The organism is Streptomyces sp. NPDC089919, from assembly GCF_040684615.1.
In the GTDB taxonomy this organism is placed as follows: Bacteria; Actinomycetota; Actinomycetes; order Streptomycetales; family Streptomycetaceae; genus Streptomyces.
In genome coordinates this window covers 96,196-108,542 of the sequence record NZ_JBFBGK010000002.1, presented here as the reverse complement: position 1 = coordinate 108,542, position 12,347 = coordinate 96,196, and the positions used below count along the sequence as shown (strand labels likewise).

General features: G+C 75.1%; 12 protein-coding genes. 5 read left to right on the top strand and 7 right to left on the bottom strand.

Annotated elements, in window-relative coordinates:
* The first annotated feature begins 130 nt into the window (after positions 1-130).
* Complete coding sequence (locus tag AB0O40_RS01555) at positions 131-1,093, top strand: hypothetical protein (RefSeq protein ID WP_365034459.1); 963 nt, start codon at positions 131-133, stop codon at positions 1,091-1,093.
* On the opposite strand, the gene AB0O40_RS01550 is transcribed toward AB0O40_RS01555, so the two are convergent.
* A complete protein-coding gene (locus AB0O40_RS01550; RefSeq protein WP_365034457.1) occupies positions 1,026-1,985 on the bottom strand; it encodes a tellurite resistance/C4-dicarboxylate transporter family protein in 960 nt (319 codons plus the stop codon). The genes AB0O40_RS01555 and AB0O40_RS01550 overlap by 68 nt on opposite strands.
* A gap of 132 nt (positions 1,986-2,117) precedes the next feature.
* Here AB0O40_RS01550 and AB0O40_RS01545 point away from each other — a divergent pair, with 132 nt between their 5' ends.
* From AB0O40_RS01545 to AB0O40_RS01535, 3 genes are read left to right on the top strand one after another with little or no spacing between them, the layout of a single operon-like run.
* Complete coding sequence (locus AB0O40_RS01545) at positions 2,118-3,092, top strand: DUF1996 domain-containing protein (protein ID WP_365034456.1); 975 nt, start codon at positions 2,118-2,120, stop codon at positions 3,090-3,092.
* Between the two features lie 54 nt (positions 3,093-3,146).
* Positions 3,147-3,725, top strand: coding sequence for a sigma-70 family RNA polymerase sigma factor (locus tag AB0O40_RS01540; protein ID WP_365034454.1), 579 nt, complete (start codon positions 3,147-3,149; stop codon positions 3,723-3,725).
* A complete protein-coding gene (locus tag AB0O40_RS01535) occupies positions 3,722-4,462 on the top strand; it encodes a zf-HC2 domain-containing protein (protein ID WP_365034452.1) in 741 nt (246 codons plus the stop codon). The genes AB0O40_RS01540 and AB0O40_RS01535 overlap by 4 nt, the downstream gene beginning before the upstream one ends.
* Before the next feature lie 37 nt (positions 4,463-4,499).
* Here the strand turns inward: AB0O40_RS01535 and AB0O40_RS01530 are convergent, their stop codons facing one another.
* The 6 genes from AB0O40_RS01530 to AB0O40_RS01505 form a co-directional block, all read right to left on the bottom strand.
* A complete protein-coding gene (locus AB0O40_RS01530; RefSeq protein ID WP_365034450.1) occupies positions 4,500-5,837 on the bottom strand; it encodes an LLM class flavin-dependent oxidoreductase in 1,338 nt (445 codons plus the stop codon).
* A gap of 56 nt (positions 5,838-5,893) precedes the next feature.
* A complete protein-coding gene (locus AB0O40_RS01525; protein WP_365034449.1) occupies positions 5,894-6,817 on the bottom strand; it encodes an ABC transporter permease in 924 nt (307 codons plus the stop codon).
* Complete coding sequence (locus AB0O40_RS01520; RefSeq protein WP_365034447.1) at positions 6,814-7,653, bottom strand: ABC transporter ATP-binding protein; 840 nt, start codon at positions 7,651-7,653, stop codon at positions 6,814-6,816. The genes AB0O40_RS01525 and AB0O40_RS01520 overlap by 4 nt, the downstream gene beginning before the upstream one ends.
* 2 nt (positions 7,654-7,655) lie before the next feature.
* Positions 7,656-8,696 carry an ABC transporter substrate-binding protein gene (locus AB0O40_RS01515; protein ID WP_365034445.1) on the bottom strand — a complete coding sequence of 347 codons (1,041 nt, stop codon included), beginning with the start codon at positions 8,694-8,696 and terminating at the stop codon, positions 7,656-7,658.
* 49 nt (positions 8,697-8,745) lie between these two features.
* Entirely contained in the window at positions 8,746-9,303 is a 558-nt protein-coding gene (ssuE, locus tag AB0O40_RS01510) for an NADPH-dependent FMN reductase (protein WP_365034443.1), read from the bottom strand.
* A gap of 409 nt (positions 9,304-9,712) precedes the next feature.
* Entirely contained in the window at positions 9,713-10,714 is a 1,002-nt protein-coding gene (locus AB0O40_RS01505) for a TauD/TfdA family dioxygenase (protein ID WP_365034441.1), read from the bottom strand.
* A gap of 400 nt (positions 10,715-11,114) precedes the next feature.
* Here AB0O40_RS01505 and AB0O40_RS01500 point away from each other — a divergent pair, with 400 nt between their 5' ends.
* Positions 11,115-12,305 carry an ROK family transcriptional regulator gene (locus tag AB0O40_RS01500; RefSeq protein ID WP_365034608.1) on the top strand — a complete coding sequence of 397 codons (1,191 nt, stop codon included), beginning with the start codon at positions 11,115-11,117 and terminating at the stop codon, positions 12,303-12,305.
* The last annotated feature ends 42 nt before the right edge of the window (positions 12,306-12,347 follow it).

Below are 12,347 nucleotides of genomic sequence, written 5' to 3'. Positions count from 1 at the left end.
AATTCTCCTTCACAGCCTTGCTCCGCAGGACCCCAGCATAGATAGTGGCACTATCAGATAGCGGATAGTGCCGCTATCCGTTAATGATCCGGTGGCGTGGGCCCCCGGAACGCGTTCCGGGGGGAAGCACATGGACCGCTCCGCCGGCCGGCACCGGCCGCTGCTCTGCTTCACCGCCCTCATGGGCGTCCTCGCGCTGGTCAGCGCGGTGGGACTGGTGGTGGACGACCGGATCCTGGTGGGGGCGCGGATCTGGCACAAGCCGCTGAAGTTCGCGCTCTCCTTCGGCCTCTACGGCGGGACCCTGGCCTGGCTGCACTCGCTCCTCACCCGCGGCCGGCGGACCTCCTGGTGGGCCGGGACCGTCATCGCCGCGGCCGGCGCCGTCGAACTGGCGGTCATCGTCGGGCAGGTGCTGCGCGGCAAGCGCAGCCACTTCAACAACGAGACGCCCCTCGACTCCGCGCTGTTCTCGCTGATGGGCACCACCGTCGTGGTCCTGTGGCTGGCCGCGCTGGTGGTCGCGGTCCTGCTGTTCCGCCAGCCGATGGCCGACCCGGCCACCTCCTGGGCGGTCCGGCTGGGCTCCCTCATCAGCCTGGCCGGGCTCGCGCTCGGCTTCCTGATGACCGCGCCGACCGCGGCCCAGCGGGCCGGCCGGGACCCGCTGAGCACCGGCGCGCACGCGGTGGGCGTCCCGGAGGACGGACCGCACCTGCCCGTCACCGGCTGGGCCGCCACCGGCGGCGACCTGCGGATCGGCCACTTCGTGGGAATGCACGCCCTCCAGGTGCTCCCGCTGCTGGCGCTCGCCCTCCTGCACGGCGCGCACCGGCTGCCGCGGCTGGCCCCGGCGGCGGTGCGGCTGCGGCTGGTCGTCCTCAGCGCGGCCGGGTACGCCGCCCTGGTGGCGCTGGTGACCTGGCAGGCCCTGCGCGGCCAGGCCCTCACCGAGCCGGACGGGACCACCCTGGCGGCCGCCGGGGTACTGGCCGCGCTCTGGGCGGTCGGCGCACTGGCCGCGGTCACCCGGACCGGGCGGCCTCCTCGGCGCGCCGCCGGCGCAGGGTCAGCAGCAGGCCCCCCGCGGTGACCACCCAGAAGCCCAGGGCGATCCAGAGCAGCACCCGGCCGGTGCTCCGCAGCCAGTCGACGCCCACGGCATCGGCTGCGGAGAGGCAGGCGGCCGCGGTCATGCCGAGCGGGAAGACCGTCGCCCAGCGCCGGATGTCGTAGGCCGGGCGCGGCCAGCGGGCCTCGGCCGTCAGCAGGACCACGTACCAGGCCAGGTCGAGTCCGACCAGGACGAGGGTGAGCACCTTCAGGGCGTCCTGGCCGCCGCCGGTCCAGCGGTGCGTGGTGATCAGCCCGGAGCCGGCCAGGGCGCAGATGGCGAGCGCTCCCCCGGCGATCCAGTGGTCGCCCGGGCCCTCCCGCACCTGCCGGAAGTCGAAGCGGGCCAGCGCCTCCAGGTACAGCAGGAGGGCGAGCCCGAAGGCCGCGAGGGCCGCGTCGCCGAGCCAGCCGGGGCCGCCGGCGCGGTGCAGGGCGGCGGCCAGGACCGCGAGCCCCTGGGTGGCGACGCACACCAGGAAGGCCGAGCCGGGCATGCCGCGGTGCCAGCGCCGCAGCACGGACACCAGCAGCACCGGCCAGATCAGCGCCGCCGGCGCCAGCAGGGCGTAACCGGCCGCCGTCCAGCCCTGCTGGACGCAGCGGGCGCCCAGCACGGTCGTGGCGGCCACCGCCGTGAGCGCGGGCGGGGTGTCGGCCTCGGCCCGCCATCGGCGCCGGTCCCCCGCCAGCCGGGCCAGGAACTCCCCCGCGAGCACGATCCAGCCCAGGCCCGCCAGGGCGAAGAAGGCCAGGGAGGGGAGCTCGGAGCCGATCAGGTGCAGGTCCACGGACAGGATGCCGGTGGCCATGACGGCGGCGCCCGCGGCGGGCGGCAGCTCGGCCCACCAACGGCCCGGACGATCACGCACGCTCCCAGCGGAACCCGCCCGGGCCCGTTCCGCCACCCGGGGCGGCGCATTCGCGCTGACCACGGGCGGTTCTCGGCCGGATGCCGGGACCGGTGGTTGACGCTTGGACCGGTGGCCGCGACGGTGACCGGCATGAACCCCGTGACCGTGAGGGACAGGGTGCGTCGGCTGCTGCTCGCCGGACTGTGTCTGGCCCTGGTGGGCCTGCTCGGCGTGGCGGCGCTGGGCGCCACCCGGCCGGCCGGCGGGAGCGGCCGGGTGGACCTGCGCGGGGTGGCCCCGGACCGGCCGGCCGCGCGGCCGGGCCCGGACGCCTCGACGGGCCGGGTGCGCCAGGACTGCGGCCGCAACGCGGAGGACCACTTCAACCAGGACAACCTGGTGGTCTCCCCCGGGGTGACCGGCGGCGCCCACCACACCCACGCGTACGTGGGCAACCGGTCGGCCGACGCCCTGTCCACCGACGCCTCGCTCGCCGCGGCCGCCACCACCTGCCGCTCCGGGGACCGCTCCGTCTACTACTGGCCGGTGCTGCGCCGCACCGACCGGCCGGGGGTGCGCCCGTACGAGCGGGACGCCGGCCACGGCAACGCGGGCGAGGTGCTGCGGGAGAGCACGGTGCGGGTAGAGTTCCTGGGCAATCCGAGGAGCAAGGTGGTGGCGATGCCGCGCTTCCTGCAGGCGGTCACCGGCGACGCCCGGGCGGCCACGGCGGCCGACGACTCGCTGGTACGGGCCCGCTGGGGCTGCGCGAGCCTGCCGGACCGGGGCACCACCGGCTATCCGCGCTGCCCGGCCGGCGACCTGCTCACCCGCACGCTGTTCTTCCCGAGCTGCTGGAACGGGCTGGACACGACGAGCCCCGGGCACCGGGAGCACCTGCGCTTCCCGGCCCCGGACGGCACCTGCCCGACGGGCACCTTCCCGGTCCCCGCCCTGCGGCTGTCGCTGGCGTACGAGGTGCCCCCGCGGGCGCCGATCGCGCTGGACTCCTTCCCCGAACAGCGGCACAGCCCCAGGACCGACCACGCGATGTTCGTGAACGTGATGACGGCCGAGGCCATGGCCCGGGTGGTGGACTGCCTCAATTCGGGGCGCAGTTGCTGAACCGGCGGCCCGCCCGGTGCGTGTGTGCCAGGACACGACGAGGGAGAGGGTGAGATGGCCGGACCACTGCGGCCCCGGGCTCGGCGGGGCGGAGCGGAAGAGGCGCTGATCCGCACGCTGTACGAGGAGCACGGCAACGCCCTGCTCGGGTACGCCACCCGGCTGACGGGGGACCGGGCGGCCGCCGAGGACGTCGTGCAGGAGACCTTCATCCGGGCCTGGCGGCACGCCGAGGACATGGTCGACGGCAAGGGGTCGGTGCGGGGCTGGCTGCTGACCGTCGCCCGCAACATCGTGATCGACCGGGCCCGGGCGCGGGCGTCCCGGCCCCGGGAGGTGGCGGGCTCCCCCGCCACCCCGCCGGTGGCCCAGGACCACGCCGAATCGGTCGCCGACGCCCTCTCGGTCCTGGCCGCGCTGGACCAGCTCTCCCCGGAACACCGCGCCGTACTAAGGGAGTTGTACTACCGGGAGCAGAGCGTGGCCGAGACCGCGGACACCCTGGGGATACCGGCGGGGACCGTCAAGTCCCGTTCCCACTACGCCCTGCGCGCCCTGCGCGAGGCCTTCACGCAGGAGATCAGGCCCCGCAGGCCCCGTCGGGCGCCCGGAGCCGAGGAGGTGGTGGCATGAACCGGCAGCGGCGGCCGGAGACGGAACCCGACGGGCCCGCGCACCCGCTCGTCGGGCCCTATGTGCTGGGCGTGCTGGACGCCGGGGAGGCCCGCGGGGTCGCGGAGCACCTGACCGGCTGCGCGGAGTGCACCGGCGAGGCGGCCGGCCTCCGGGAGGTGGCCCGGGCGCTCGGCGAGGTCCCGCCGGAGATCTTCCTGGAGGGTCCGCCGGAGGACGGGGACCTGCTGCTCCAGCGGACGCTGCGTCAGGTGCGGCAGGAGCGCTCCAGCCGACTGCGCCGCCGCCGGGCCCTCGTCGGCCTGGCGGCGGCCGCTTCGCTGGCCGCGGTGTTCTGGCTGGGCGCGCGGACCGGCCGTACGACGGAACCGGTCGCGGTGCCGCCCGCCCCGGCCCCCACGGCGCCGGCCGCCACGCTGCCCGCGGGTACCCGGGTGGCCGAGGCCACGGACGCCTCGACCGGCGCCCGGCTGACCGTCCAGGTGGTGCCGGCGGCCCACTGGGTACGGCTGCACGCGGCGGTGACCGGGATCCCGGCGGGCGAGCGGTGCCGGCTGGTGGTGCTGTCCCGGGACGGCGGACGGGCGGTGGCGGGCGGCTGGGTGGTGGGCGCCCGGGCCGACGGGGAGGGCAGGGGAGCGGCCCTGGACGGGACCGCGGCGGTGGACCCGGCCCGGGTGCGGGGGGTGCTGGTGGAGAACGAGAGCGGCCGGCGGTTCGTGGCCGTCATGCTCTGACCGGTGCGCGGGCGGCCGGCCCGCGCACCGGACCGGGTCAACCCGCCGCGGGCACCAGCCGGTTGGCGGGACGGGCCAGACCGTAGTGGTCGCGCAGGGTGCGGCCGGTGTACTCGGTGCGGAACAGGCCGCGGGCCTGGAGCACCGGCACCACCTGGTCGACGAAGTCGTCCAGGCCGCCCGGCAGGTACGGCGGCATGATGTTGAAGCCGTCCGCCGCTCCCCGGGTGAACCACTCCTCCAGCTCGTCGGCGATCTGCTCCGGGGTGCCGGCGAAGACCCGGTGGCCCCGGCCGCCGCCCAGCCGGGCGATCAGTTCGCGCAGGGTGAGCCCGTCCCGCCGGGCCAGCTCGGCGACCAGGGTGAAGCGGCTCTTGTTGCCGTTGATCTGCCGCTCCTCGGGCAGTTCGGGCAGCGGCCCGTCCAGCGGCAGGCCGGTGAGGTCGGTGCCGAGCATGCCGGACAGCTGCGCCAGGCCGTACTCGGGCACCTGGAGATCGGTCAGCTCCTGCTCCAGCCGGCGGGCCTCGGCCTCGGTCGAGCCGATCACGGGGCAGATCCCGGGCAGCACCAGCAGCTCCCGCTCGCTCCGGCCGAACCGGGGCAGCCGGGACTTGAGGTCCTTGTAAAAGGCCTGGGCGTCGGCCAGGGTCTGCTGGGCGGTGAAGACCGCCTCGGCGAACTCGGCGGCGAACTCCTTGCCGTCCTCGGACGATCCGGCCTGCACCAGCAGCGGCCGGCCCTGCGGGGAACGCGGGACGTTGAGCGCGCCCCGGACCTGGAAGTGCTCGCCGCGGTGTTCGATCGGGTGGACCTTGGCGGTGTCGGCGTAGACGCCCGCCTCCCGGTCCAGCAGGATCGCGTCGTCCTCCCAGCTGTCCCAGAGCTTGGTGGTCACGTCCAGGAACTCGCGGGCCCGCTCGTAGCGCACCGCGTGCTCCAGGTGCTCCTCGCGGTTGAAGTTGCGGGCCTCGTCCACCGATCCGGAGGTGACGATGTTCCAGCCGGCCCGGCCGCCGCTGAGGTGGTCGAGCGAGGCGAACTTGCGGGCCACGTGGTACGGCTCGTTGAAGGTGGTGGAGACGGTGGCGATCAGTCCGACGTGCTCGGTGACGGCGGCCAGGGCGGAGAGCAGGGTCAGCGGTTCGAAGCCGCCCAGGGCGTTGTGCCGGACCTTGCCCCACAGGGCGACGCCGTCGGCGAGGAAGACGGAGTCCAGCCGGCCGCGTTCGGCGGCCCGGGCCAGGTCCTGGAAGTAGCTCAGGTCGGTGATGCGTTCGGGCTGGGTGCGGGGGTGGCGCCAGGCCGCGTCGTGGTGGCCGGCGTTCATCAGGAAGGCGTTGAGGTGCAGGGTGCGCGGAGGGGTCTCGCTCATGGGGTGTGTCCTCGGGTCGGGGCGGTACGGGGAACCGGTGGCGGAGCTGCGCCGGGTCAGGGGGCCGCGGGGACGCGCCAGGCGGTGAGCCGGCGCTCGACGGCGACGAGCGCCTGGTTGAAGACCAGCCCGATGGCGGAGATCGTGATGATCCCGGCGTACATCTGCGGGATGGCGAAGTTGAACTGCGAGGCGTTGATCAGGTAGCCGAGGCCCGCCTTGGCGCCGATCATCTCGGCCGCCACCAGCACCAGGATGGAGACCGCCCCGGCCAGCCGGACGCCGGTGAAGACGGTGGGGACCGAGGCGGGCAGGATGACCTTGCGGAAGAGCTGCGCGGTGGACAGGTCCATCGACCGGGCGAGCTTGACCAGGGTCGGATCGGCGGTGCGGACGGCGCTGATGGTGTTGAGCAGCACCGGCCAGGTGCAGGCGTACACGATGATCGAGATCTTCGAGGTCTCGCCGATGCCGAGCAGCAGGACGAACACCGGCAGCAGGGCCAGGGCGGCGGTGTTGCGGAACACCTCCAGCAGCGGGTTCAGGAGGTCGGCCAGCGGCCGGTACCAGCCGATCAGCAGGCCCAGCGGGACGGCCAGCCCCACCGCGATGCCGAAGCCGGCGAAGGAACGCACCAGGCTGGCACGGGTGTTCTCGCCGAGCTGGCCGTCGGCGGCCAGGCCCCACCAGGCCTTGGCCACCTCGCTGAACGGCGGCAGGAAGGTCCGGTCGACCAGGCCGAGCCGCGGGGCGGTCTCCCACAGCACCAACAAGGCGGCGACGGCCGCCGACTTGAGTGCGGCCCGGCCGAGCAGTCGCAGCACCCGCCGGGACCGCAGCCGCAGCAGACGGGTGAGGCGGGGCGGCCGGGCCGGGGCCGGCGCGGGGCGGTCCTGGGGCGCCTCCTGCTCCGCCGGGCCGGCGGGCCGGGCGGGGGCGGCGGGCTCCTCCGTACCGGCCGGGGTCTTCGTCAGGCTCATGTCCGGACCAACTCCTTCTCCTGGCGCTGCGCCTCGGCCACCTCGTCGTGCAGCAGTTCCCAGATCTCCCGCCGGCGGCGGGCGAACTCCGGGCTGGAGCGCAGGTCCCCGCCCTCCTCCCGGTCGCCGAAGGAGACCGGGACCACTTCCTTGACCCGGCCGGGCCGGGAGGTGAGGACGGCCACCCGCTGCCCCAGGTAGACCGCCTCCTCGATGCCGTGCGTGATGAACACGACGGTCTTGCCGGTGCGTTGCCAGATCCGCAGCAGCTCGTCCTGGAGCGATTCGCGGGTCTGCGCGTCCAGCGCCGCGAAGGGTTCGTCCATCAGCAGGACGTCCGGGTCGTAGGCGAGGCTGCGGGCGATGGCGACGCGCTGGCGCATGCCGCCGGAGAGCTCATGCGGGTGCCGGTCCTCGAAGCCGGCGAGGCCGACCAGATCGAGGTGGGCGCGGGCCCGCTCGGCACGCTCCCGGCGCGGCACGCCGGTGGCCTCCAGGCCGAACTCCACGTTGCCCAGGGCGGTCCGCCAGGGCAGCAGCGCGTACTGCTGGAAGACGATGCCCCGGTCCGGGCCCGGGCCGGTGACCGGCCGGCCGTCGAGGAGGACCTGGCCGGAGGTCGGCCGGGTGAGCCCGCCGAGCAGGTCCAGGAGGGTGGACTTGCCACAGCCGCTGGGCCCCACGACCACGGTGAACTCGCCCGCCGCGATGGACAGGTCGACCCCGTCGAGCGCGGTGAAGGTGCCGCCGCGCCCGGCCCGGCCGGACTCCTTGCGGGGGAAGGTCTTGCCGACCCCGTCGAAGACGATCTTGGGTTGGGGGGTGGATGCGCTCATCGTCAGCTCCCGCTTCCCTTGCCGTAGGCGTTGAACTCGTTCGTGTAGAGCTCGTCCACGCTCTTGATGCGGGACTTCGGGACGTCGCCACGGTCGGCGAGCCAGTCCACCCACAGCCGGAAGGACTTCGGGTCGATCCGGCCGCCGGTCTCGGCGACCCCGTACGAGCGCCAGAACTTCAGCGCGGCGGTGTCCTCCTGGCGGCGGCGCTTCTCGACGATCGCGGTGAAGCGGGCGATCACCTGGTCGCGGGGGGTGGTGCGGGACCACTCGATCGCCTTGGCCACCCCCGTCACGAAGGTCCGGGCCGTCTCCGGGTTGGCCTTCAGGAAGCGCTCGGTCATGACGTACGTGCCGGCGCTGAAGGCCCCGAGCAGCTGGAAGTCGGTGAACAGGGGCCGGATCCCGCCGGTGGCCAGGGCCTTGTCGCGCAGGATGCCGCCGAGGACGCCGACCTGGATCTGCTTCTGGCGCAGCGCCTGCTCGGTGTTGACCGGCGGCACGACCAGGGGCGTGACCTTGCCGATCTCGGCGCGGCTCAGGCCGTGGCGCTCGAGGTAGATGTCCAGCATCGCCTCGGAGTGGGCGCCCAGGGTGTTCATCCCGACCTTCTTGCCGATGAGGTCGCGGGGGGCGCGGATCGGGCTGTCCTCGAGGACGTAGAAGCCGTTGTAGGCGTCCTTGTCCGAGCCGTAGTAGCTGATCACGGCCTTGACGGGAGCGCCCTGCGAGGCGAGCTTGACCACGGCGCCGTTGAACGCGCCGCCGAAGTCGGTCTGACCGGTGGCGGCGGACTGGATGTCCTGGGGGCCGCTGATCGTGTTGCCGACCCACTCCAGCTTCACATCGCCCAAGTAACCCAGGTCCTCGGCGAGTTCGGGCAGGGTCACGGCGCCCGCGGCGCCCTGGTAGCGCAGGGTGCGCTTACGGCCGCCGGCTCCCCCGGCGGTCCCGGCCTCGGCCTTCCCGCAGGCGGCCGCGGCCGCGGCGAGACCGGCGAGGGCGAGGAAGTGGCGTCTGTTCGGCGCCGGGGTGAGGGGCATGGCGGGTTCCTTCGGGTTCACGGGGACGGACGGGGTCGGGCGGGGCGGGTCAGCGTGCGGCGGAACCGGCCAGGGCCGGCCGGGCGGGCAGGGCCTCGACGAACTCCTCGACGGCATCGGCCAGTCCGAGCGAGGCCTCGGGGCGCAGCCGCACGCCCTGGGGCAGCCGCTCGATGTGGGAGTCGAGCAGGAAGCGCCCGGCGGTGACGTGCCGGGCACCGAGCGCGACCAGCACCGGCCGCAGCGCGTAGTCGATCGACAGCACGTGCGCCAGGCTGCCTCCGGTGACCAGCGGCAGCACGGTCTTGCCGGCCAGCCCGTTCTGCGGCAGCACGTCGAGGAAGACCTTGAGCAGCCCCGAGTACGAGGCCTTGTAGACGGGGGTCGCGATGATCAGCCCGTCCGCGGCCGCCACGGCGTCGAGCGCGGCCCGGATCCCGGGCGCGTCGGCCCGGGCGGCCAGCAGATCGGCGGCGGGCAGCTCCCGCACCGCGAGGTGCGCGGCGGCGAACCCGCCGAGCCCCAACCGGTCGACGACGTGCTCCGCGACGAGCGCGGTCCGGGAGGCGGTGGAGGGACTGGCGGAGAGAGCGAGCAGCTGTGACATGGGGCTCCTTGGTGCGCTGGTTGAGACGTTGCGTGTGCCGCGGGGTTCGGGGTGGTGCGCCGGGTTCGGTGTACGTGTGCCGCGGCTGCATGCGATGTGGTGCGTCGGGCCGGGTTCGGCGTACGCGCGCCGCGGGTGGGTGCGGTGTGCGGGGGAGCCGCTTGACGGCCCGTGGCAGGCTGGTCCGGACGCGGGCCCGGGCCGGGGATCGCCGCAGGCGACGGGCGAAGCCCGCTTGTCCCCGGGGTGGGCCTGCCGCAGGGCCCGCAGGCCACGGGCCGTCAAGCGGCGAGGGGACCCGCACACCGCACCCACCCGCCCGAAGCCCCCACCCGCCCCGGAGACCCGCACCGGCCCTGCACCCGGCCGAACCCCCAGCCCCCCAGCCCCAGCCCCCACCCCCCCACCCTCAGACCGACAACCCCCCCGCCCCCGAGGCCGCCCCGAACGGCGGCGCCGGGATCTCCGCCGGCTCCAGCAGCCGGGAGGCCGCACCGTCCGGGCCGACCGGGACGTCGCCGTCGACGGTCACCCGGCGGAGTTTGCGCTCGTGGGCGTCGGAGTCGTCGACGCCGTAGTGCTGGGTGGCGCGGTTGTCCCAGATGGCCACGTCACCGGGCTGCCACTGCCAGCGGACGGTGTTCTCCGGCAGTTCGACGTGCGCCTGGAAGAGGTCCAGCAGCGCCCGCGAGTCCCGCCCGGACAGCCCGGCGATCCGCTCCACGAAGTTGCCCAGCAGCAGCGTCCGCTCCCCCGTCTCGGGGTGCACCCGCACCACCGGGTGCTCGGTCCGGTAGACGGTGGAGGTGAACACCTCCCGGTACTGGGCCAGGAGTTCGGGCTCGGCATCGGGCCGCAGCGCCGCGTAGTCGTACTCGTTGGAGTGCACGGCGCGCAGGCCGTCGGCGAGCGTGCGCAGCGGCTCCGGCAGCCGCGCGTAGGCGGTGGCGGTGTTGGCCCAGAGGGTGTTGCCTCCGTACGGCGGGACGGTGACCGCCCGCAGGATCGAGAAGGCCGGGTAGGCGGGGACGAAGGTGACGTCGGTGTGCCACTGGTTGGCGCGGGCGCCGTGGTCGGAGTCGATGCCGAGGGAGTAACGGCCGTCGGCGGCCGGGACGGTGGGGTGCGCGACCGGCGCGCCGAGCAGGGCGGCGAACCGCTCGTGGGCATCCTCGTCGAGGTGGTCCTGGCCGCGGAAGAAGACCACCTTGTGCTCGAGGAGCGCGGCGCGGATCGCCCCGACGGTGGCCGGGTCGAGGTCCGGGCCGAGCCGCACGTCGCCGAGCAGGGCGCCGATCCGGCCGCCGAGCCTGGTGACGGTGACGGCCGGGGCCGCGGGGGCCGGTGCTGCGGCCGCGGCGGATTCCCCGGCCACGGCGGGTGCGGTGGGTGCGACGGGTGCGGAGGTCATGGAAGTGTCCTTTCCTGATTCTTTTCGCAGCGGAAGGAATGGGGTGCGAGACTTCCCCGGGAGGACGACGGGCGGGGGAAGTGGCCGGAAACGTGGTGGCCTTGGCCGGGAGCGTGTCAGCGCCGCCGAGGCCGGTCAAGGGCGGTGGGGCGGGCCGCGAGCAGCACCCGCTACCCTGCGGTGGACCTCCCGCCGGAGGTCGGTACACCCGCTCTGACCTGCGAAGGACCGGGACGATGCCGGCCGGCGGGGGCACGGCCGGGGCCCGTCGACCGGCCGTACGGGCGGCCCGGGAATTCATTCCGCCGCAACACCGCGCAATCACCCGCAACACTCGGGAAGGGACAGCCGTGACACTCGGGAGGCGACAGCCGTGACGCTCGAGACGCCCGGACCCCGGATGGCGGGCGACGGCCGGCGCGAGGCGAACGCGGCGGCCGTGCTGCGCACCGTCCTCGCCGAGGGGCCGGTGGCCCGCGGTGCGATCGCCCGGGGCTCCGGGCTCAGCCCGGCCGCGGTCTCGCGCCAGTGCGCCGAACTCCTCCGACTGGGCCTGGTGAGGGAGTTGCCGGCGCTGGCGGCACCGGCCGGGGTGGGCCGCCCGCAGATGCCGCTGGACCTGCACACCGGTGAGCTGGCCGGGCCGGTCGCGGGCGCGCTGCACATCGGCGTGCCGGGCTCGACGGTCGGCGTGGTGGACCTGCGGGGCCGGGTGCTGGCCCGCCGGGTGGTGATGCACGAGCGGCTGCCCACCGACCGCATCCCGGCCCGGATGGCGGCCGAACTCCTGGACCTGATCGCGGAGTCGGCCGGCGACCGGCCGCTCCTGGGCGTGGGCGCGGCCATCGGCCGGTGGGTGCGGCCCGCCGACGGGGTCGTGGTCCGGCACGACGCGCTCGGCTGGTACGACCGGCCGCTGGCGGCCGAGTTGGAGCGGCTGCTGGGGCTACCGGTCCGGCTGGACAACCACGCCCGGGCGGTGGCGCACGCGGAGATGCTGTTCGGCCGGCCGGCCGCCCGGCGCAGCCTGGTGCACCTGTTCGTGGGCAACGTGGTCGACGCGGCCTTCGGTACCGCGGGGGTGGTCCACCAGGGCCCGGGGGCCGGCGCGGGCGAGGTGGCCCATCTGCCGGTGCCGGAGTCGACGGTGCCGTGTCCGTGCGGGCGGACCGGGTGCCTGGGCGCCACCGCCTCCGACGAGGCGCTGGCCGCGGAGGCGGTCCGGCGCGGGATCGTCGGTGAGCCCCGGATGGCGGACCTGCTGGCCGCGGCGGCGGCCGGCCACCGGGCGGCGGCGGAGCTCCTGCGGGAGCGGGCCCGGTCCGTGGGCCGGGCGGTGGCGCTGCTGCTGGACGTCTTCAATCCGGACCTGGTGGTGGTCACCGAGCAGTCGAGCCTGGCCGATCCCGGCACGCTGGCGGAGGTCCGCGCGGCGGCGCTGGCCCATTCGCGGGTGTGCGCGGACCCGGAGCGGATCGTCACCCCGCACGCGGGACCCGACGTCCTGGCGGCGGCCGCCGCCACGGTGCTGCTGCACCCGCTCTTCGCCGACCCCACCCGGCCGGCGCCGTTCACGGGACCGCCCTGCTGAACCGGACGACCGGCGGCGTTCGCGGGCTCCCCGGCGCGGGTC

Bases quoted from the DNA above. Each gene is read 5' to 3' on its own strand.
- AB0O40_RS01555 (WP_365034459.1), top strand. From the start codon at position 131: ATGGACCGCTCCGCCGGCCGGCACCGGCCGCTGCTCTGCTTCACCGCC.
- AB0O40_RS01545 (WP_365034456.1), top strand. From the start codon at position 2,118: ATGAACCCCGTGACCGTGAGGGACAGGGTGCGTCGGCTGCTGCTCGCC.
- AB0O40_RS01540 (WP_365034454.1), top strand. From the start codon at position 3,147: ATGGCCGGACCACTGCGGCCCCGGGCTCGGCGGGGCGGAGCGGAAGAG.
- AB0O40_RS01535 (WP_365034452.1), top strand. From the start codon at position 3,722: ATGAACCGGCAGCGGCGGCCGGAGACGGAACCCGACGGGCCCGCGCAC.
- AB0O40_RS01530 (WP_365034450.1), bottom strand. From the start codon at position 5,837: ATGAGCGAGACCCCTCCGCGCACCCTGCACCTCAACGCCTTCCTGATG.
- AB0O40_RS01525 (WP_365034449.1), bottom strand. From the start codon at position 6,817: ATGAGCCTGACGAAGACCCCGGCCGGTACGGAGGAGCCCGCCGCCCCC.
- AB0O40_RS01520 (WP_365034447.1), bottom strand. From the start codon at position 7,653: ATGAGCGCATCCACCCCCCAACCCAAGATCGTCTTCGACGGGGTCGGC.
- AB0O40_RS01515 (WP_365034445.1), bottom strand. From the start codon at position 8,696: ATGCCCCTCACCCCGGCGCCGAACAGACGCCACTTCCTCGCCCTCGCC.
- ssuE (WP_365034443.1), bottom strand. From the start codon at position 9,303: ATGTCACAGCTGCTCGCTCTCTCCGCCAGTCCCTCCACCGCCTCCCGG.
- AB0O40_RS01505 (WP_365034441.1), bottom strand. From the start codon at position 10,714: ATGACCTCCGCACCCGTCGCACCCACCGCACCCGCCGTGGCCGGGGAA.
- AB0O40_RS01500 (WP_365034608.1), top strand. From the start codon at position 11,115: ATGGCGGGCGACGGCCGGCGCGAGGCGAACGCGGCGGCCGTGCTGCGC.